This window comes from Xanthomonas hawaiiensis (genome assembly GCF_031834635.1).
Taxonomy (GTDB): domain Bacteria; phylum Pseudomonadota; class Gammaproteobacteria; order Xanthomonadales; family Xanthomonadaceae; genus Xanthomonas_A; species Xanthomonas_A sacchari.
Genome location: NZ_CP115873.1, coordinates 1,669,794 through 1,688,884 on the forward strand (window position 1 = coordinate 1,669,794; position 19,091 = coordinate 1,688,884).

The window sequence follows — 19,091 nt, forward strand, 5'->3', positions numbered from 1 at the left end:
GGTCAGGCTCCTTGGTATTCGGTCAGGCGCAGGTCGATGCGGTCTTCGCCGTCTTCGCGCTGCAGGATGCGCACCGGCGTCGGCACGCCGTTGGCGATCCACAGGATGGTCTCATTGCGGCCGCCGTTGGTGCGCGACACCCGCAGTGCGTCGTAGCTGATGTCGCCGACCTGCACGGTCTCGGTCTGGTCGGCGGCGCGGTACACATGTTCGCGCACCCGGCCGACGTCGACGAAACGATAGGTCATGGTCTTGCCGGGCTGCGCGTCGCGCATCAGCGAGAGGTTGAGCAGCAGCGCGCTCTGGTCGCCGGGCTGCAGCGGGATCGGCGCCTGCCGGTCCTTCTTCAGGTCGCCGTCCCAGCGCGCCACGCCCTGTTTCCAGTCGTACACGCCGGTGACCTTCTTGCCGAAGAACACCGCTTTCTTGACCGTGCTCTGGCTCTGCGGGACGTAACGGCCGTCCTGCACGGTGAACACCGTGCTCTGCTCGATGTTCAGGCCGAGGATGCTGGCGAAGCCGCTGCGGCCGTGCACGCCCAGATCGACCCGCCACTGGTCGCCGCCGGTATGCACCACGTCCATGCGCGCGTCGCCGGCCGGCTTGCCCTTGTACAGGGCGTCGTAGGTGGCGACGAAGGGCTGCAGCGGCGGTGGTGTCCAGGCCTCCGCCGGCAGTGCCGGCGCCGTTGCGGCGGCCGGTGCCGGGGCAGCGGTGGCGGGCGTGGTCGGGGCGGGAGCGGTCTGCGGCGCCGGTTGCGCGGCGGGCACCGGCGCAACCTGCGCACCGACGATGGGCGCCAGCAGGCCGAGGCCGGACGCGACGAGGAGGGCGAACGGACGCGGAGCGAGCTTCATGGGATCGGCTGGCGTGGGTGGGAAAGAGGGGAGGGGCCGCGGACAGGGATAGGTGCGGCAGCGCATTCAGGGAAGCAGCACGTCGTCGCAATCTAGGCGCAGCGGACTAAACCGGCACTGACCGTCCAGCCACACCTTGCCGTCCCGTTCAGCCAGGCGGCCCGCCGCCGCCAGCCGCAGCACCGCGCACAGCAGCCGGTGCTCGCGCGGCAGCAGGCGCTGTGCCAGGTCGTCCGGGCCGTCGCCGGCCTGCACCGGCACCCGTACCTGCGCGATCACCGCGCCGGCATCCAGTTCCGGGACCACGAAATGCACGCTGGCGCCGTGCTCGGCGTCGCCGGCCGCCAAGGCCTGGGCATGGGTGTGCAGGCCGCGGTACTTGGGCAGCAGCGAGGGGTGGATATTGAGCAGGCGTCCGTCGAAGCGCTGCACGATGCCGGGGCCGAGGATGCGCATGTAGCCGGCGCAGACCACCCAGTCCGGTTGGGTCGCTGCGACCGCGTCGCCCAGCGCCTGGTCGAACGCGGCGCGGTCGGGGAAGGTCCTGGGCTGGGCCGCCCAGCGGCGGTCCGGCGCCACCATGGCCAGCGCCGGCGCCTCGGGGCGATCGCTGAACACGCCGACCACCTCGGCATCCAGGGTGCCGGCGGCGATCGCGGCGAGGATGGCCTGCAGGTTGGAGCCGCGGCCGGAGGCGAGCACGGCGAGGCGAAGCGTCATCGGACAGGGTTCCGGAACAGGGTGCCCACCGCGGGGCGTTGCAGCGTCAGCAAGGTGGCGATGCCCAGCGCAGTGCCCAGCGGGAAGCCGAAGCAGGTGATCACGGCGCCGGCGTAGCACAGCCCCAGCCGGCGACGTTGGCGCAAGGCCTGCGCGACCAGGATGTCGAGTACCAGGGAGAGCAGGCCGAAGCCCAGCAGGAACGACAGCATCGCGATCGCGACGACGCCGCCCTGGGCCTCGTCCGGGCTCTGGCCGAGGGCGTTGAGCCGCGCCTCCTCGTGCACGCCATAGGCCAGGACGGCGGCCACCAGCAGCATCACCACGATCTGCATCCCCGCCATCACGCCATACAAGGTCGACAGGGTGTTCAGGTCGAAGCCGGCGCGCGCCACTTCGGTGTCGGGGCGGCCGGGCGCGGGAAGAGGCGGTGGCAGCGACATCGTCGGTCTCAGCGCGGCGTGGAGGGGAGCGCGGGCGCACGCCGCCATGGCCAGGCGCTGGCGCAGCCCACGGTGGCGAGCAGCATGTCCATGTGCGCATCCCAGGGATCGCCCTGCTGGCCGTTGTAGGACTCGGCCTGCTCCGGCGACAGCAGCAGCGCGATCAGCCACTCCAGCCATTCGTAGACCAGGCTGGCGCACATGATCGTCATCGTCGCCAGCACGAAGGCCTGGCGTGCCGACAGGGCCGGCCAGCGCTGGCGCGCGTGGTCGCGCAGCGCCGGCGCGAAGCACAGCCCGAACAGCAGGTGGATCAGTCGGTCGGTGTGATTGCGCTGCCAGGCGAACGCCGCACTCGGCGACCAACCGCCGGTCAACGTGCGCAGCCATTGGTCGTAGGGCACATTGGAATAGAGCCAGTGCGCGGCGACGTTGTGCACGCTGATGAAGAGGCAGATGGCGGCGAAGTGGCCGGTGCGCAGTGGCCAGCGCCGGTCGTGCCAGACCAGCCAGACCAGGCCCAGCACCGCCAGGGAGCTGTGCATGGCCTGTTCCGCCGGCCACAGCGGCCGCAGCCAACTGGCGGCGAACACCGCCAGCGCCAGCGTCAGCCAGGCGCGCTTGGCCGCCGCCATGCGGCTCAGCCGATGTGGACGCGTTCGCCGGCGTCCGCGGCGGCCACCACCGCGCCGATCTGCCAGTGCGCCAGGCCCAGGGTGTCCAGGCTGCGCTCCAGCGCGGCCACCTGTTCCGGCGCGGCGACCAGCACGAAGCCGATGCCGCAGTTGAAGGTGCGCCACATCTCGCTGTCGGCCACCGCGCCTTCGCGCTGCAGCCACTCGAACACCGGCGGCAGGGTCCAGGCGCTGGCGCGGATGTCCAGGCCCAGCCCCTCGGGGATGACGCGGATGATGTTCTCGGTCAGGCCGCCGCCGGTGATGTGCGCCATGGCGTGGATGCCTTCGCCCTGTTCGCGCAGCAGCGACAGGATCGGCTTGACGTACAGCGCGGTCGGCGCCATCAGCGCATCGGCCAGGGCCACGCCGCCGACCTGTAGCGCGTCCGGGCGCCCGGCGCGGTCGTAGATGCGGCGGATCAGCGAGTAGCCGTTGGAATGCGGGCCGGAGGAGGCGATGCCGATCAGCACGTCGCCCTGGCGCACGCGGGCGCCGTCGAGCAACTGCGACTTCTCCACCGCGCCGACGGTGAAGCCGGCCAGGTCGTACTCGCCCGGCGGGTACATGTCGGGCATTTCCGCGGTCTCGCCGCCGATCAGCGCGCAGCCGGCCAGTTCGCAGCCGCGGGCGATGCCGCCGACCACCGCGACGGTGGTCTCCACGTCGAGCTTGCCGGTGGCGAAGTAGTCCAGGAAGAACAGCGGCTCGGCGCCCTGTACCAGCACGTCGTTGACGCACATGCCGACCAGATCGATGCCGATGGTGTCGTGGCGGCCGAGCTGCTGCGCCAGCTTCAGCTTGGTGCCGACGCCGTCGGTGCCGGACACCAGCACCGGCTCGCGGTACTTGCCGGACAGGTCGAACAGCGCGCCGAAGCCGCCCAGCCCGCCCATCACCTCGGGGCGGAAACTGCGCTTGACCAAGGGCTTGATGCGTTCGACGACGGCATTGCCGGCATCGATGTCGACGCCGGCGTCGCGGTAGGTCAACGGGGCGGCGGCGGGGGGCTGGGAAGTGGTCACGGGCGGCGGGGTCGGCGGAAAGGCGGCGATTTTAACAGGCCGCATTGGCGCTAGGCCCGCATTCGGGCAACAATTCGCCCCGGATACGTCGAGTACTGGACCCTTCATGCGCCGCAGCCTTGCCTTCCTCCTGTCTTTCGCGCTGTGCCTGCCTGCCGCGAGCGCCCTGGCCCAGGCCGAGCTGCGCACCGAGGGCGACGTGGCCGGCGCCACCGGCCCCTACGACGCCGAAGTGCCGGTCAACAGCCAGAGCGAGGCCGACCGCAATGGCGCCCTGTCCCGCGCGCTCGGCGTGGTGCTGGGCAAGATCTCCGGCGACAAGGGGGTCATGTCGCGGCCCGGGGTGACCCAGGCGCTGCGCAACGCCAAGACCCTGGTCGACACTTTCGACTACCGCCAGGACCAAGGCACCTCACCGAGCGGCGCGCCGACCTTCCGCACCATCCTGGTGGCGCGTTTCCGCCCGCAGGACGTGGACGGCCTGGCCGCGGCGCTGGGCCTGCCGGTGTGGCCGCAGCCGCGGCCCAAGCCGGTGGTGTGGCTGGCCATCGACGACGGCAGCGGTCCGCGTCTGGTCGGCGTGCAGCAGTCCAACGCCGCACGCAGCCTGCTCGACCGCGCGATCGAGCGCGGCTTCCGACTCGGCCTGCCCACCGGCAACGCCGCCGAGCAGGCCCTGGCCGGCGCGATCTGGCGCCAGGACACCGCCGCGGTGGCCAGCGCCTCGTCGCGCTACAGCCCGCCGATGCAACTGATCGGCAAGCTGTACCGCGGCAAGGCCGGCGGCTGGACCGCGGACTGGACCTTCGTCGATGGCGGCAAGGTGCTGTCGACCTGGTCGGCCAGCGACGCCGACGCGCGCCGCGCCATGGCCAGCGGCGCCGACGGTGCCGCCGATGCCCTGGTCAAGCGCTACGCCAAGGCGGTCAGCGCCGGCCCGGCCGGGATCTACCGGGTGGTGATCACCGGCATCCGCAGCGCCGACGACTACCTGCGCGCCTCCGCGGCGCTGCAGAACGCCTCGGTGGTGCGGCGCATCGTGCCGGTCCGCGCCGACGGCGATCGCCTGGAACTGGACCTGGACCTGCTCAGCGGCGTGTCCGGCCTGAACCGCATGCTCGGCCCGGACGGCGCGCTGCAGCCGGTGGTCGCGCCGGTCGAGGGTCCGGTGATCCTCAACAGCGAGCCGACGGAGTACCGCCTGAAATGACGTTGTCGCCCGAAGCCGAGATCGCGCTGTTCCTGCGCCGCCTGAAATGGACGGCGGTGATCGTCGGCGTGCTGTGGGTGGTGTGGCTGCTGGCGCCGATCCTGACCCCGTTCGTGCTGGCGCTGCTGCTCGGCTGGCTCGGCGACCCGCTGGTGGACCGCCTGGAGCGCGCCGGGCGCTCGCGCAACATGGCGGTGACCCTGGTGTTCGTGCTGATGGTCCTGCTGCTGGTGCTGGCGCTGGTGATCCTGGTGCCGATGCTGGAGCGGCAGATCGTCACCTTCATCGACGTGTTGCCGCAGGCGCGCGACTGGTTCATCGGCACCGCGATCCCGTGGGCCGAGCAGAAGACCGGGCTGGAGCTGATGACCTGGCTGGATCCGGAGCGGCTGATCGACTGGATCCGCGGGCACTGGCAGCAGGCCGGCGGCGTCGCCGCGACCTTCTTCGGCTACCTGTCGCGCTCGGGCTTCGCGATGGTGACCTGGGTGGTCAACCTGGTGCTGCTGCCGATCCTGACCTTCTACTTCCTGCGCGACTGGGACCTGCTGGTCGCGCGCGTGGCCGCCACCATCCCGCGCAACCACGTCGCCACGATCACCCGCCTGGCGTTGCAGTCCAACGAGGTGCTGGGCGCGTTCATCCGCGGCCAGTTCCTGGTGATGCTGGCGCTGGGCGTGATCTACGCCGGCGGCCTGACCCTGGTCGGGCTCAAGCTCGGCCTGTTGATCGGCATCGTCGCCGGCCTGATCAGCTTCATTCCGTACCTGGGCGCGACCACCGGCATCCTGCTGGCGGTACTGGCCGCATTGGTGCAGGCCAAGGGGTTCGACCTGCAGTTGCTGATCCTGGTCGGCGTGGTGTTCACCGTCGGCCAGCTGCTGGAGAGCTACGTGCTGACCCCGCGCATCGTCGGCGACAAGATCGGCCTGCACCCGGTGGCGGTGATCTTCGCGGTGATGGCCGGTGGTCAGCTGTTCGGCTTCCTCGGCATGCTGCTGGCGCTGCCGGTGGCGGCGGTGGCCAACGTGCTGCTGCACTACCTGCACGAGCAGTACCGGCAGAGCGATCTGTACGCGGGCGAGAAGTCGGCGATCCTGCTGGATACGGTCACCGAACGCACCACCGTCATCGAACTGCCGCCGCGCAGCCCCGATCAGCCGTGAGCGTGCCGCAACTGCCGCTGGCCCTGCGCTATCCGCCGGAGCAGCGCCTGGACCGCTATCTGGGCGCGCCGGACGGGCTGTTGGCGCAGCTGCAGGCGGTCGCCGACGGCGCCGCCGACGACTGGGTGTACCTGTCCGGCCCCGCCGGCACCGGCAAGACCCACCTGGCCCTGGCGCTGTGCGCGGCCACCGAACAGGCCGGGCGCAGCGCCGCCTACCTGCCGCTGCAGGCCGCCGCCGGTCGTCTGCGCGATGCGTTGGAAGCATTGGAGGGCCGCGACCTGGTCGCCCTCGACGGTCTGGAAGCGATCGCCGGGCAGCGCGAGGACGAGGTGGCGCTGTTCGATTTCCACAACCGTGCGCGCAGCGCCGGGGTGACCCTGCTGTACACCGCGCAGGCGATGCCCGACGGCCTGGCGCTCAGCCTGCCGGACCTGCGCTCGCGGCTGTCGCAGTGCACCCGCATCGCGCTGGCGCCGCTGGACGACGCCGGTCGCGCCGCGGTGCTGCGCGAGCGGGCCCAGCGCCGCGGCCTGGTGCTGGAAGACGCGGCGATCGACTGGCTGCTGACCCACGCCGGCCGCGACCTGGCCGGCCTGATCGGCCTGCTGGAACGCCTGGACCGCGAATCGCTGGCGGCGCAGCGGCGGGTGACGGTGCCGTTTTTGCGCAGGCTGGGAGTCGGGAATGGGGAATCGGGAATGGGTAAAAGCTGAAGCGCGAGAACTCACGCGGTACGCAGAAGCCGGAATGGCAAAAAAAGCAACGTGCAATCGATGCACCGGTTGCTGCTGCAGACAACGAGGGTAGCGGGGCGGGATTTCAACCTGCGGCCTGTGGCGGGCGAGGACGTCTGCGGTGGTTGAGGTTGCCGAAGCTCGCGGGAACTCAGCTGTTCCCCATTCCCGATTCCCCACTCCCGATTCCCAGCTCCAGTTCCGCCAATCGCTGCGGCGTGCCGACATCCGTCCAGCGTCCGTGGTGCCGCAGACCGTGGAGTCGCCCCTGTTCGGCCTGCGCGCGCAGCAGCGGCACCACCGAGAAGCGGGGCGGCACGCCCGGCGCGGTCGGCGCCGGGGCGGCGATGGTCTGCCAGTCGCGCAGCAGGGCGGGGCGGTACATGCCGATGCCGGCGTAGGTGAGCAGCGGGTCGCCGGCGTTGTGCACGCGGCCGTCGTCCTGCAGGGCGAAATCGCCGTGCGCCGCGTAGGCCGGCGGATCCACCAGCACCAGTTGCGCCAGGCCGGGCGGCTCGGGCGCGAGCCGGGCGAAATCGAAGTCGGTCCAGATGTCGCCGTTGACCAGCAGGAACGGCGCCTCGCCGAGTAGCGGCAGCGCGTGCAACATGCCGCCGCCGGTCTCCAGCGGCGTGGCGCCTTCGTAGGAATAGGCGATGCGCAGCCCGAACGCGCTGCCGTCGCCGAGCGTCTGCGGGAACTGCTCGGCCAGCCATGAGGTGTTGATCACCACTTCGCGCACGCCCAGTGCGGCGAGCTTGCGCAGGTGCCAGACGATCAGCGGCGTGCCGCCGACCGCCAGCAGCGGCTTGGGCGTGTGCGCGGTCAGCGGACGCATGCGTTCGCCGAGGCCGGCGGCGAAGATCAGCGCCTTCATGCGCCGGCCGCCGCGCGCTGCGCCAGGGCCGGCTTGATCCGCGTCTGCAGCAGCTGCGCCAGCGGCTGCAGAGTGGGGTGCCGCGGCAACGCCTCGTCGAGGTAGGCGATGAAGCGTGGCACGTTGTCCAGGTACCAGGCCTTGCCGTCGCGGTAGTTCAGCCGCGCGAAGATGCCCAGGTTCTTCAGGTGGCGCTGGATGCCCATCCACTCGGCGTCGCGCAGGAACTGCGCCAGCGGCGGCACCGCAATGCCGGCCTGCAGCGCACGCGCGTGGTAGCCGGCCAGCCAGGCGTCCACCCGTGCCAGCGGCCAGCTGACCGTGGTGTCCTTGAACAGGCTGACCGGGTCGTAGGCCACCGGCCCGATCACGCAGTCCTGGAAATCCAGCACCGCCGGGCCGTCTGGCGCCGGCATCAGGTTGCGCGGCATGAAGTCGCGATGCACCAGTACCTGCGGCTGCGCCAGCGCGTTGTCCATGAGCTGGCGCTGCACCCCGTGCAGGGCTGCGCGTTCGTCGGCATCCAGGCTGATCCCCAGATGGCGTTGCAGGAACCAGTCCTCGAACAGCCCGGCATCGCGCTGCAGCAGCGCCTCGCCGAACACGCCCATGCCTGGCGGCGGCGCGATCGCCTGCAGGCGCAACAACTGGCCGAGCGCAGCATCGAAGTGTGCATCCGCGGTGGTCGCGTCCAGGCATTGCGCCAGGGTCGGTTGCCCCAGGTCTTCCAGCAGCAGGAAGCCGGCCTCCGTGTCCTGCGCCAGGATTTCCGGGACCCGCACGCCGCCGCCGTGCAGCAGCGCATGCATGCGCAGCCACGGCCGCACGTCTTCCAGGTCCGGCGGCGAGTCCATCACGATGCGGCCGACGCCGTGGCCGTGGCTGCGCCAGTAGCTGCGCTGTCCGGCATCCACCGAGGCGCGCTCCAGCGTCGCCTGTGCATCGCCCAGCGCCGTGCGCGCCCAGGCCAGGCGGTGTGCGGCGCGCGCCGCAAGGACATCTGTACTGGTCGGGCTGGCGCTCATCGGCAGGCTGCGGCGGAAACGAGCCGCACAGCGTAAACGGGCACCGCCGCCGTGGCGAGCGGCGCGCCGCGCCTCAGCGCTTGCTGGAGAACAGCCGCAACAACGCGAGCAGGGCGATGGCGCCGAGCAGCGCACCCAAGAAGCCGGCCGGCTCGCCGCGGCTGTACCAGCCCATGTAGTGGCCGAACCAGCCGGCCAGCAACGCACCGGCGATGCCCAGCAGCACGGTGAACAGGCAGCCGGAGCGCCCGCTGCTGGGGCCGAGGAAACGCGCCAGCAGGCCGACCACGAAGCCCACCAGGATGATGTAGAGCCAGCTGTCGCTGCCGAACAGAGTGTGCATGGGAAGCGTTCCGGACGCGGAAGGGAATCAGCGTTTGATCGTGCCAGATCGACTGTGATGGCGTCGATGCTTATGTGTGCGGCGCGGGCGGCAAAGCCATGGAAGGCCGGCTGCCCGCGCCAACCGCAAACAGGGCGTCAGGTACTCAGGAAACCGGCTTCGCCAATCCCCAATCCCGACTCCCCGCTTTTACACAGCCGAATGGCTGGTCATCCCGGCCCCATCAGCAGCACCCATGCCCGCCATGCTGCTCGCCGCCCGCCACCGCCGCGCTGCCGGTGGTTTCGCCGCGCAGGCTGGCGGCGTGGTGGGCGGCGATCACCCGCGACACGCAGGCGGTCACCCGCTTGCCCATCGGGATGTGCAGGAATTCGTTTGGGCCGTGCGCGTTGGAATGCGGGCCGAGCACGCCGGTGATCATGAACTGCGCGCCGGGGAACTTCTCGCCGAGCATGCCCATGAACGGGATCGAGCCGCCTTCGCCCATGTACATCGCCGGCTTGCCGAACGCCGCCTGCGAGGCCGCTTCGATCGCGTCGGTCAGCCACGGCGACTGCGCCGGCGCGTTCCAGCCGGAGGAGGACTTCTCCAGCGCCAGCGACACCTCGGCGCCATACGGCGGGTCGCGCAGTAGCACCTCTTTCAGCAGTTCGCCGGCGCGCTTGCCGTCCAGCGTCGGCGGCAGGCGCAGCGACAGCTTCACCGCGGTCTCCGGGCGCAGCACGTTGCCGGCCGAGGCCAGCGGCGGCAGGCCGTCGGCACCGGTCACCGACAGCGCGGGGCGCCAGGTGCGGTTGAGCACCAGCTCGGACAGGTCCTCGTGCATCGGACGCATGCCGGGCAGGAACGGGAACTTGCTGTAGACCTCGTCGCCCAGCACCTCGGCGACCTTGCGCGCCTGCGCCAGCCGCTCCTCGGGGATGTCGGCGTACAGGCCGTCGACCTTGATCTTGCCGGTGGCCTCGTCCTCCAGCCGCGACAGCAGGTCGCGCAGCACGCGGAAGCTCGACGGCACCACGCCGGAGGCGTCGCCCGAGTGCACGCCTTCGCTGAGCACCTTGACGCTGAAGTTGCCGCCGGCCAGGCCGCGCAGCGAGGTCGTGCACCACAGCTGCTCGTAGTTGCCGCAGCCCGAATCCAGGCATACCACCAGCGACGGCTTGCCGATCCGCGCCGCCAGGTGGTCGACGTAGGCGGGCAGGTCGTAGCTGCCCGATTCCTCGCAGGCCTCGATCAGCACCACGCAGCGCGCGTGCGGGATGCCCTGGTCCTGCAGCGCCTGGATCGCCGCCAGCGAACCGAACAGGGCGTAGCCGTCGTCGGCGCCGCCGCGGCCGTACAGACGGTCGCCCTTGAGCACCGGGGTCCACGGGCCCAGGTCGGGATCCCAGCCGGTCATTTCCGGCTGCTTGTCCAGGTGCCCGTACAGCAGCACGGTGTCCTCGCCGGTGGCGTCGTTGCTGGCGGGCACTTCCAGGTAGATCAACGGGGTGCGGCCTTCCAGTTGCACCACTTCCACCTGCAGGCCGGGGATGGACTGCGCCCGCGCCCAGCGCTCCATCAGCGCCACCGCATCGGCCATATAGCCGTGCGCGACCCAATCGGCGTCGAACATCGGCGATTTGTTGGGGATGCGGATGTAATCGACCAGTTGCGGGACGATGTCGTCATCCCACTTTTCGCTCAGGAAACGGTCGATCTTGGCACTGTCCATGAAAAACTCCGGGGTGATTGCACACGTGTGCAGCCATTCTACGCCCCGGTGCCCGTGTAGGGTTTTTCCTACACGGCGACGCGCCGTTTACCTGCTGTTTGTGACGCGCTCCGACGATAGGCTGTACCCATGTGGCGAGCGATGCTGACCCCGCCGGCAGGAAAGGCCGGCGAAGTCCCCATCCAAGTCACAAGGAGCGTTGCCATGCAGTCTTTTATCGTGGTCCTGAAGTCGCTGGTCGTTGCCCTGATGCTGTCCGGTTCCGCGCTCGCCGCGGACAAGGTCAACATCAACTCCGCTGGAGCGGAGGAAATCGACCAGGTGTTGGTGAACGTGGGGGCCTCCAAGGCCCAGGCGATCGTCGACTACCGGCAGGCGCACGGACCTTTCAAGAGCGCCGAGGAACTGGCACTGGTGAAGGGCATCGGACTCAAGACGGTCGAGCGGAACCGCGACCGGATCGATGTGGGCGCCACGAAGGCACCCGCGCCGACAGCCGCCAAGCAGGCAGCTGCCAAGCCGGTGGAAAGGCGTTAAAGGGATTTGCAACGAAAGGATAGGGCCGGCGCTGGACGCGCGGCCGCAGCCTCACTGAGCAGGATGCGAAGGGGGAAGGCAGGACGCCGACAGGGAGGTACATCGTCGCCCGGTGTTGCACAGTGACGTGCAGCCGGGCGATGTTTTTTTTGGGGCCATCGCGTATCTCGCGTGGCCCTGCAGGCGGGCCGGGGACCGGCGCCGTCGATGCGATCGTGCAGAATGTGCGGATGGATGGATGCACGCTGTCTGCGCGGGTCATTCCCGCCAACGAATATCGCCGCGAACGCTGGCGCAACGGCCTGGGCTGGACCCGGGAGATTCTGCGGCTGCCGGCGGTCGGCGACGACTGGCTGCTGCGCCTGTCCATCGCCGAGATCGAGCAGGACGCCGCCTTTTCGCCCTTTCCCGGGATCGACCGCGAACTGGTCCTGTTGCGCGGCAACGGCGTGCGCCTGCGTTTCGACGATGGCGAGGAGCAGGCGCTGCAGGATCCGTGCGCGCGCCTGCGCTTCGCCGGCGAGCGGCCGCTGCGCGGCGAGTTGCTGGACGGGCCGACCCACGATTTCAACCTCATGTGGCGACGCGACCGGCTGCGCACCCAACTGCTGCACCGGCCGCTGGTCGGGCCAATGCTGTTCTTCGCCGAACCCGGTGTCGCCTGGGCCGTTCATCTTCTGGCAGGGCAAGCGACGTTCGATGCGGCCAGCGGACTGCCGCCACTGGCGGCCGGCGACAGTGCCTGGTTGGCTGCCGATGCCAGGCGCCGCTTCGCTTTGAGCGGGGGTGGGGAGTTGCTGGCGATGCGCATCGAGGCCTTGGCGACCCCCGCCGACTGAGCCTGCGACGCCGTGCGCGCGGGTCTTGCGGCGTCGGCGCCGACCGCGTCCAATGCGCGGACGCGGCCACCCGGGCCGAACAGCGGAAGCCGACAGGTGGTCTCGGATAACAGGTGGATGGCGAAAATTCTGGTGGCGGACGCGGACGCGGCCTTGCGCGACCGGATCCGCGGTTACCTGGCCTGTTTCAACCTGCAGACCCACGACGCCGACAGTGCGCCGCAGCTGCAGGCGCAACTGGCGGCCGGTCATTACGACGCGGTGGTACTCGATGCCGGCCTCGACGGCGCCGAGGGCCTGCGCCTGTGTCGGCACCTGCGCGACCGCGGCGACATCGCCATCGTGATGATGGCCGATCGCGCCGAGCCGGTGGACCGGGTGATCGGGCTGGATCTGGGCGCGGACGACTTCCTGGTGCGGCCGCCCGACCTGCGCGAACTGGTGGCGCGGCTCAATGCGGTGTTGCGTCGGGTACGTGCCACGCAACCGCCGCCGGCGGTGCATGGTGGCTGGCAGGTCGATGCCGCGCGTCACCAGGCGGTGGCGCCGGACGGGCGGACGATTCCGCTGTCGCCCGGCGAACTGCGGTTGATGGCGGTGTTCCTCGAGCAGCCCGGCGAGGTGCTTACGCGCGAGACGCTGCGCACCGCACTCGGTGATGGCGAGGCCAGCGCCGCGGCGGGCAGCCGCGGCATCGATCTGCAGGTCTCGCGGTTGCGCCAGAAACTCGGCGACGACCCGCTGGTGCCGCAATGGATCCGCACCGTGCGCGGCAAGGGATATCTGTTCGAGCCGCATCAGCTGGGGGCGCCCGCCGCCCGCTGAGCCAGTAACGGGCTGGCGGCCTTCTCGGCGGCAGCGCGCCCGCATCGGCGGGTCACGGTGCTGCCGGACCTGCGTTTTCCGCCCGTGTCGCCTTGCTGCCCGACGGATGCCCGGCCTCGTTCTGCCGGCGAAGCGCCCGACCGGCCGGTGCGGCGGCGGCACCGGCCGCCGGCTGCGCGCCCGCTTGCATGCCAGGCGGGAATGCAATGTCTGTTTCGAAGCTGATACAAAGCCGATATCTTGCTGACAAGCCATGCCTCGACACTGCGGGTGTCGGGTTGACCCGTCGGAGCAGCCATGACCGCAGCGATCGCTGCATTCCACGACTGCACTTCATGACACTAGGGGGTTCGCATGATCAGCAGCATCAGCAGTGGCAGTTCGGCCTATGCTGCCAGCCGCTTCAGTACGGCCAGCAGTGCGTCCGCGCAAACGGCGCAAACCACGCAAACCACGCAAACCGCGGAGCAGAATCCGCTGCAGAAGTTGTTCAAGAGCATCGACAGCGACAACGACGGCAGCCTCAGCAGTTCCGAGCTGAGCGCGGCGCTGAAGTCCAGCGGGAGCGACAGCAGTTCCAGCATCGACATCGATGGCCTGATGAGCATGCTGGACCAGGACGGTGGCGGTACCGTCAGCGAGAGCGAGTTCTCGCAGGCCCTGGCGCCGCCGCCGCCCAAGGGCGGTGCCGACAAGGACGCCAAGTCGATCCTGAGCAGCCTGGATACCGATGGCGACGGCGTCATCAGCAGCAAGGAGCTGAGCGCCGCCGCCAATGGCAGCGACAGCAGCGACCTGTTCGCCAAGCTCGACAGCGACAAGGACGGGGGCATCAGCTTGCAGGAACTGAAGAGCGGTATGCGCCCGATGGGGCCGCCGCCGCCGCGGGGTGCCGAGGGCGGCGCCAGCGCCGGTGCCAGCAGTGCCGATGCCAGCGCCGCCAGCAGCTCGAGTTCCAGTGCTGCCAGCGGTTCCGATTCCAGCTCCGCCTCCAGTACCAGCAGCGCGCAGGATGCCTACGCGTTGCTGCTCAAGTTGGCGTCGGACCAGTATCGCAGCTACGGCAGCAACGCCAGCGCGTCGACCTCGTTCTCGGTCGCCGCGTAACCGCGACGGTCCGCCTTCGCGGCGGACCGTGGCCATCGGCGCGCGACGCGTCCCCGCGCCGCTCGCGGTGCAAGGCGGGAATCGCTGCCAAGCCTCCTGCCACACGTGCATCCGGCCGGCATGTGGCGGCCCAATACGGTGCGCCGCCTGCGCTGTAACCGCTATCGCGCGATCACGCCTTCGAGCATCGCGCGATGGAAGCGGGATGCGATCGGTGCGGTCGTGATGACACTGCAGACATCGGTGGCAGAAAGCGGCGGCAGGCAGCGGGTGGCTGCGCACTGGTGTCGAAGCGTGTCCACCGCGACCGACACACGCTCATGCGTCGAGCAACGCGGCGAAGGCGCTGCTGAGCCGTTCCTGCACGCCGCCGGCGTGGCGTAGCAGAAAGCGCACCGCCAGCCCCTCGCGCTCGGCGCAGGCCAGGCCGGCCTCGAGCCCAAGCACGCCCAACGCGGTGGCCCAGGCATCGGCGCGCATCGCATCGGCAGCCGCCACCGTGACCGCGGCCAGCGCCGCGGCGATCGGCCGGCCGCTGTGCGGGTCCAGCAGGTGCCCATAGCGCCGGCCGTCCTGCTCGAAGTGGTGCCAGCGATCGCCGGACGTGGCCACCGCCAGGCCATCGACCGCGAGCGTGCGTGGCGCCACGTCGCCACGCCGTTCCTCTGCAGGCGCAGCCTCGATCAGCACCCGCCACGCCTGTCCATCCGGCTTGCGACCATAGCCGTAGAGGTCGCCGCCGACCTCGACCAAAGCGCTTTCCACGCCATGCGCACGCAGTGCCGCTGCCGCCAGGTCGACACCGTAGCCCTTGGCGATCGCCGACAGATCCAACTGCAGCCCACCCGGCTGCGGCCAGCGGCCAGCGCCGTCGACGTGCAGCCGTCGCCAGCCGCCGGCGGCGCGGGCCTGTTGCAGTGCCGCGGCGTCCGGCACCCGCCGCTCGCCGGCCTCGGCGCCGAAACCCCACAGGCCGACCACGGCGCCGAGGGTGGGGTCGAAGGCGCCGTCGCTGCGCTGCGCCACGTCCAGCGCGCAGCGCAGCACCGTGTCCAGTGCGGCCGGCAAGGCGTGCCAGCTGCCGGCGTCGGCACGGTTGTAGCGGACCAGGTCCGACTGCGCGTCCCAGGTGCTCATCTGCGCGACCACCAGATCGAGCTGGGCCTGGATCGCGTCGCGCAGCATCGGCAGGTCGTGCGCGCGCGGTGCGACCAGTCTGGCGCTCCAGCGCGTGCCCATGCTGCGGCCTTGCAGTGTGGCGATGCCGGCACTGGGGCGGGAGACGGCGGGTGAACCCGGGCGGCTCATGCGTCGACCACGCACGGCAGTGCACCGCCGGGGAGCGGGCACCCGGCGCTGCGCGAACGCATGTTGGCGGTGCGGGCCGCGTCCGCGTTGTCGCGCACGCTCAGGTCTCCGACCAGTCGCGCAGCAGGTTGTGGTAGACGTTGGTCAGGCGCAGCAGCGCCGCTGCGTCCGCGCCGCTGGCGGTCAGCGCCTGGATCGCGGTGTCCAGGTCGAACAGCGTCTGTCGCCGGCCGGCATCGCGCACCAGGCTCTGCACCCAGAAGAACGAGGCCAGCCGCGCGCCGCGGGTCACCGGCGCGACCCGGTGCAGGCTGCTGGACGGATACAGGATCAGGTCGCCCGCGGGCAGCTTGACCTCGTGTTCGCCGTAGGTGTCGTGGATCAGCAGTTCGCCGCCGTCGTACTCCTCCGGCGCACTGAGGAACAGCGTGCAGGACAAGTCGCTGCGTACGGTCAGCGCCGGCTGTGCGGCGCTGGCGGCCTGGGTCATCACCGCGCCGTCGACGTGCAGGCCATAACTGCCGCCGCCGGCATAGCGGTTGAAGCGCGGCGGGATGGTGCGCAACGGCAGCGCCGCGGCGAAGTACAGCGGGCTGCGCGCCAGCGCGCTCAGCACCGCCTGGCCGAGCTCCTGCTTCAGCGGCGAGGCATCGGCCAGTTGCAGATTGCGTTTGACCTGCGCGCCCTGCGCGCCGACGGTTTCGCGGCCGTCCACCCAGTCGGCGGTCTCCAGTGCCTGGCGGAACCGTGCGACCTCATCGGCGCTGAGGATGTCGGGAATGTGCAGCAGCATGGGGCGCTCCGGCGGTGGACGCCCAGGATAGGGCGTCCACCGCGCATTGGCAGGCGCGATCGGTCAGAACCGGACCTCGGCGGTCAGCAGCACCGAGCGCGGCGCGCCGGGCGTATAGCGGAAGCCGCTCTTGTTGATCGCGGCGACGTAGTCCTTGTCGAACAGGTTGTAGGCGTTCAGGCGCAGCGCCAGGTGGTCGTTGACCGGATAGCTCAGCACCGCATCCCACACCGTGTACGACTTCACGAACGCCGGCGTGCCGACCGCACTGTCGCGGCCGCGTTGCATCTCGCCCGAATAGCGCACGCCGCCGCCGACGGTCAGTCCGAACGGCAGGGTGTAGGTGGTCCAGGCGGTGAACGCGCTGTCCGGTGTGTAGGCCAGATCCTGGCTGCCGTCCTGCGAGACCGTCGTGCCTTGCCGCACCCGCGCATCCAGCTTGGTGTAGCCGCTGGACACGGACCAGCGCTCGGTCAGCTTGCCGACCGCCGACAGTTCGATGCCTTGCACGCGCTTTGCGCCGCTCTGGTAGTACAGCCCGTCGCTGCCCTGCACGATCTCGTTGTTCACGTCGGTGCGGAACAGCGCCAGCGTCGCGAACAGCGCATCGTCGAGGAAGTTCCACTTCGTGCCGACCTCGGCGGTCCTGGCCTTCTGCGGATCGAAGCGCGGATTGTTGGCGTTGTTGGCCGAGGCGCTCAGTTCCAGCGTGCTGCCGCCGGGCGGCTGCTGCGAGGTGGCGAAATTCGCGTACACGCTCACGTCTTCGTTGGCCTTGTAGACCGCGCCGAGCTTCCAGCTGAACAGCGTGTCGGCGATGTCGGTATCCAGGCCGACCACGGTGGTGCAGGGCGCGGCGGTGGAGGTGGCGGACGTGCACACCAGGCTGTCGAAGTCGGTCTTGTAGCGGTCCGCGCGCACCCCGGCGGTGACCAGGAAGCTCTCGCCGAACTTCAGCGTGTCGAAGGCATAGGCCGAGTAGGTGGTGGTGGTGCCATGGCTGCGCGCGCCGTTGCGTGCGGTGCGCAGCGGCGTGGTGTTCCAGTCCGGCGCATACAGGTTGGCCGGATTGGCCGCCAGCCAGGCCGCGCGGTCGACGATGTTGTGGCCCCAGCTGCGCAGTTCCTCGCGCGAGGCTTCCACGCCGGTGCTGAGATTGTGCTTCACCGCGCCGGTGGCGAAGTCCACGCGCAGGTTCAACTGGTCGGCGAGGATGGTGTACTGCTGATCCTTGAAGGTCGGCAGGCTGCGCAGCACCGTCCAGGTCGATGCATCGGCCGGATTCGGCGTGCGCAGGTTGGCGGCGTTGGGCATGAACGCGAACAGCAGGTAATCCTGTTCGTTGCGGCCCCAGCGCGCGGTGTTGGTCAGCTTGACCGTGTCGGAGACGTCGTGCTCGATGCGGAAGGTGGCCATCTTCGCGGTCACGTCGTCGTGGTCGGCGCGGGTGCCGTAGAAGTTGCTGCTGTCCACGCGCGCGGCGCTGCCGAGCCACGGCCGTGTGGGATCGGGCGAACTGTAGCCGGGCAGGCCGACGGTCGGCACGCCGCCATCTGGCACGTTGTCCTGCTTCACGTACAGCAGGTCGAGCAGGTAGCGCGTGTCGGTGCCCAGGCCGAACGCCAGCGACGAGGCCAGGCCCCAGCGCTTGTTGGCGACATGGTCGCGGCCGATGGCGTCGCTGTCCTGGCCCATCACGTTCACTCGCAGCGCACTGCTGGCGCCCAGCGCCTGGTTCCAGTCCGCGGTCGCGCGGCGCTGGCCATGGTCGCCGCCGGAAAGCGTGCCGCTGCTGGCGTTGTCCAGGTGCGCCTGCTTGGTCACGAGGTTGATCGCGCCGGTCGGCGCGCTGCGGCCGTTGTCGGTGCCGGCCGGGCCTTTCTCGACCTCGATCTGCTCGATGTTGAACACGTCGCGCGAGATCGAGCCGAGATCGCGCAGCCCGTCGACGAAGATGCTGCTGGAACTGTCGAAGCCGCGCATGTAGATCGCATCGCCGGTGCTGGTGTTGCCGTTCTCGCCGACATAGAACGTGCCCACGCCCGGGCTGTTGCGCAGCGCTTCGGTGAGCGTGGTGGCGCCCTGTTCGTTGAACAGGTCCTTGCCGATGATGTTGAGGGTCTGCGGGGTATCGATCAGCGGCTGGGTGAACTTCGGCGAGTCCGGCACCTCCACCAGGTAGCGCTTGGCGCGTTGGGCCTGCACGTCGACCTTGTCCAGGGTGGTGGGCTGGTCGCCGGTCTCCGCATGCGCGGCGGAGAGCAGACTCAGCCCGCCGAGCAGCACGGCGGTGGTGAGGGTCGGTGCCGCGGCCTGGCGGGTGACGGTGTGTTTGCGGCGCTTGATCGGAGAGGTCATGGGCGGTTCGGTTTGCAGGATGAAGGGCGGCCCGATCGCGCACGCCATCGTCCTTGTTGGAAGCGATGGCGGCGCGATCGGGCTGTTGGCCGAAAAGGTGTCTGCCGCGGATGCGCTGCGAGCAGGACGTTCATTTTCCATGCAAATGCGAATTGTTTGCAATATCTTTGTCGTTGCTGCCGGTCCGTCATCGCTTGGCTCCTTGCATCGCCAGACAAGGCGGAGCAGCGGCCTAGGGGCGCGGTGTGCGCGAGGACGGGGCGTGGGTGCTGAGGCGTCTATGCGGGCGCGCGACGCCAGGCGCCTGCAAGGCGCGGGCGCTGCGGATGCGTGAACGTCGCGAGCAAACGGGAGAGGTGCGCGGCGTCAGGCCGCCGATGCTGTCTGGAGGCGACCGCTGCAGGAAGCGGATTCGCCGCTGCGGGACTGTGCGAGGAAGGAACACGTCGTGGCCGTATCGTGCGCCATCGTGCGCCGCCAGGGTTCGGTCAGCGACAAGCGACCTGCCTCCAGGTCGCCGCATGCAGGCCGTG

The 19,091-nt window shown here is 70.1% G+C and carries 19 protein-coding genes; 7 read left to right on the top strand and 12 right to left on the bottom strand.

Annotated elements, in window-relative coordinates; all coding sequences use genetic code 11:
- Nucleotides 1-2 precede the first annotated feature (2 nt).
- The 5 genes from PG878_RS07255 to purM form a co-directional block, all read right to left on the bottom strand.
- Complete coding sequence (locus PG878_RS07255) at nucleotides 3-857, bottom strand: DUF3108 domain-containing protein (RefSeq protein WP_209029738.1); 855 nt, start codon at nucleotides 855-857, stop codon at nucleotides 3-5.
- 66 nt (nucleotides 858-923) lie between these two features.
- Nucleotides 924-1,577 carry a phosphoribosylglycinamide formyltransferase gene (purN, locus tag PG878_RS07260; protein ID WP_209029739.1) on the bottom strand — a complete coding sequence of 218 codons (654 nt, stop codon included), beginning with the start codon at nucleotides 1,575-1,577 and terminating at the stop codon, nucleotides 924-926.
- Entirely contained in the window at nucleotides 1,574-2,020 is a 447-nt protein-coding gene (locus PG878_RS07265; RefSeq protein ID WP_209029740.1) for a hypothetical protein, read from the bottom strand. Before PG878_RS07265 ends, purN begins: the two co-directional genes overlap by 4 nt.
- 8 nt (nucleotides 2,021-2,028) lie before the next feature.
- Nucleotides 2,029-2,655, bottom strand: coding sequence for a DUF2238 domain-containing protein (locus PG878_RS07270; RefSeq protein WP_209029741.1), 627 nt, complete (start codon nucleotides 2,653-2,655; stop codon nucleotides 2,029-2,031).
- Between the two features lie 5 nt (nucleotides 2,656-2,660).
- Nucleotides 2,661-3,719: a phosphoribosylformylglycinamidine cyclo-ligase gene (gene purM, locus PG878_RS07275; protein ID WP_209029742.1), complete on the bottom strand. Its 1,059-nt coding sequence runs from the start codon at nucleotides 3,717-3,719 to the stop codon at nucleotides 2,661-2,663.
- Between the two features lie 106 nt (nucleotides 3,720-3,825).
- Between purM and PG878_RS07280 the strand changes: the two genes are divergently transcribed.
- The 3 genes from PG878_RS07280 to hda are packed head-to-tail and all read left to right on the top strand — an operon-like array spanning nucleotide 3,826 to nucleotide 6,811.
- A complete protein-coding gene (locus tag PG878_RS07280; protein WP_209029743.1) occupies nucleotides 3,826-4,929 on the top strand; it encodes a DUF2066 domain-containing protein in 1,104 nt (367 codons plus the stop codon).
- Nucleotides 4,926-6,095, top strand: coding sequence for an AI-2E family transporter (locus PG878_RS07285; protein ID WP_209029744.1), 1,170 nt, complete (start codon nucleotides 4,926-4,928; stop codon nucleotides 6,093-6,095). Before PG878_RS07280 ends, PG878_RS07285 begins: the two co-directional genes overlap by 4 nt.
- Nucleotides 6,092-6,811 (top strand): DnaA regulatory inactivator Hda, encoded by a 720-nt coding sequence (gene hda, locus PG878_RS07290; protein ID WP_209029745.1) that lies wholly within the window; start codon nucleotides 6,092-6,094, stop codon nucleotides 6,809-6,811. Before PG878_RS07285 ends, hda begins: the two co-directional genes overlap by 4 nt.
- Nucleotides 6,812-6,983: 172 nt before the next feature.
- Here hda and murU read toward each other — a convergent pair whose 3' ends face one another.
- The 4 genes from murU to PG878_RS07310 form a co-directional block, all read right to left on the bottom strand.
- On the bottom strand, nucleotides 6,984-7,709 hold the full coding sequence (gene murU / locus PG878_RS07295) for an N-acetylmuramate alpha-1-phosphate uridylyltransferase MurU (RefSeq protein WP_209029746.1): 726 nt from the start codon (nucleotides 7,707-7,709) through the stop codon (nucleotides 6,984-6,986).
- Nucleotides 7,706-8,734: an aminoglycoside phosphotransferase family protein gene (locus tag PG878_RS07300; RefSeq protein ID WP_209029747.1), complete on the bottom strand. Its 1,029-nt coding sequence runs from the start codon at nucleotides 8,732-8,734 to the stop codon at nucleotides 7,706-7,708. Before PG878_RS07300 ends, murU begins: the two co-directional genes overlap by 4 nt.
- 73 nt (nucleotides 8,735-8,807) lie before the next feature.
- The gene (locus PG878_RS07305) at nucleotides 8,808-9,077 is read right to left on the bottom strand and encodes a GlsB/YeaQ/YmgE family stress response membrane protein (RefSeq protein ID WP_010344083.1); all 270 of its coding nucleotides are present in this window, start codon (nucleotides 9,075-9,077) and stop codon (nucleotides 8,808-8,810) included.
- A gap of 223 nt (nucleotides 9,078-9,300) precedes the next feature.
- Nucleotides 9,301-10,791 (bottom strand): M20 family metallopeptidase, encoded by a 1,491-nt coding sequence (locus PG878_RS07310; RefSeq protein ID WP_209029748.1) that lies wholly within the window; start codon nucleotides 10,789-10,791, stop codon nucleotides 9,301-9,303.
- A gap of 204 nt (nucleotides 10,792-10,995) precedes the next feature.
- Between PG878_RS07310 and PG878_RS07315 the strand changes: the two genes are divergently transcribed.
- The 4 genes from PG878_RS07315 (at nucleotide 10,996) to xopAW (ending at nucleotide 14,099) form a co-directional block, all read left to right on the top strand.
- Nucleotides 10,996-11,328, top strand: a complete 333-nt coding sequence (locus PG878_RS07315) for a ComEA family DNA-binding protein (protein WP_017909203.1) — start codon at nucleotides 10,996-10,998, stop codon at nucleotides 11,326-11,328.
- 230 nt (nucleotides 11,329-11,558) lie between these two features.
- Entirely contained in the window at nucleotides 11,559-12,167 is a 609-nt protein-coding gene (locus PG878_RS07320) for a HutD/Ves family protein (RefSeq protein WP_209029750.1), read from the top strand.
- A gap of 117 nt (nucleotides 12,168-12,284) precedes the next feature.
- Nucleotides 12,285-12,992: a response regulator transcription factor gene (locus PG878_RS07325; protein WP_209029751.1), complete on the top strand. Its 708-nt coding sequence runs from the start codon at nucleotides 12,285-12,287 to the stop codon at nucleotides 12,990-12,992.
- 354 nt (nucleotides 12,993-13,346) lie between these two features.
- Nucleotides 13,347-14,099 carry an EF-hand domain-containing protein gene (gene xopAW, locus PG878_RS07330; RefSeq protein WP_244672445.1) on the top strand — a complete coding sequence of 251 codons (753 nt, stop codon included), beginning with the start codon at nucleotides 13,347-13,349 and terminating at the stop codon, nucleotides 14,097-14,099.
- Between the two features lie 318 nt (nucleotides 14,100-14,417).
- Here xopAW and PG878_RS07335 read toward each other — a convergent pair whose 3' ends face one another.
- From PG878_RS07335 to PG878_RS07345, 3 genes are all read right to left on the bottom strand, one after another.
- Nucleotides 14,418-15,338 carry an FAD:protein FMN transferase gene (locus PG878_RS07335; RefSeq protein WP_209029875.1) on the bottom strand — a complete coding sequence of 307 codons (921 nt, stop codon included), beginning with the start codon at nucleotides 15,336-15,338 and terminating at the stop codon, nucleotides 14,418-14,420.
- A gap of 169 nt (nucleotides 15,339-15,507) precedes the next feature.
- Nucleotides 15,508-16,200 (bottom strand): Fe2+-dependent dioxygenase, encoded by a 693-nt coding sequence (locus tag PG878_RS07340; protein ID WP_209029752.1) that lies wholly within the window; start codon nucleotides 16,198-16,200, stop codon nucleotides 15,508-15,510.
- 63 nt (nucleotides 16,201-16,263) lie between these two features.
- On the bottom strand, nucleotides 16,264-18,558 hold the full coding sequence (locus PG878_RS07345) for a catecholate siderophore receptor Fiu (protein WP_209029753.1): 2,295 nt from the start codon (nucleotides 18,556-18,558) through the stop codon (nucleotides 16,264-16,266).
- Between the last annotated feature and the right edge of the window lie 533 nt (nucleotides 18,559-19,091).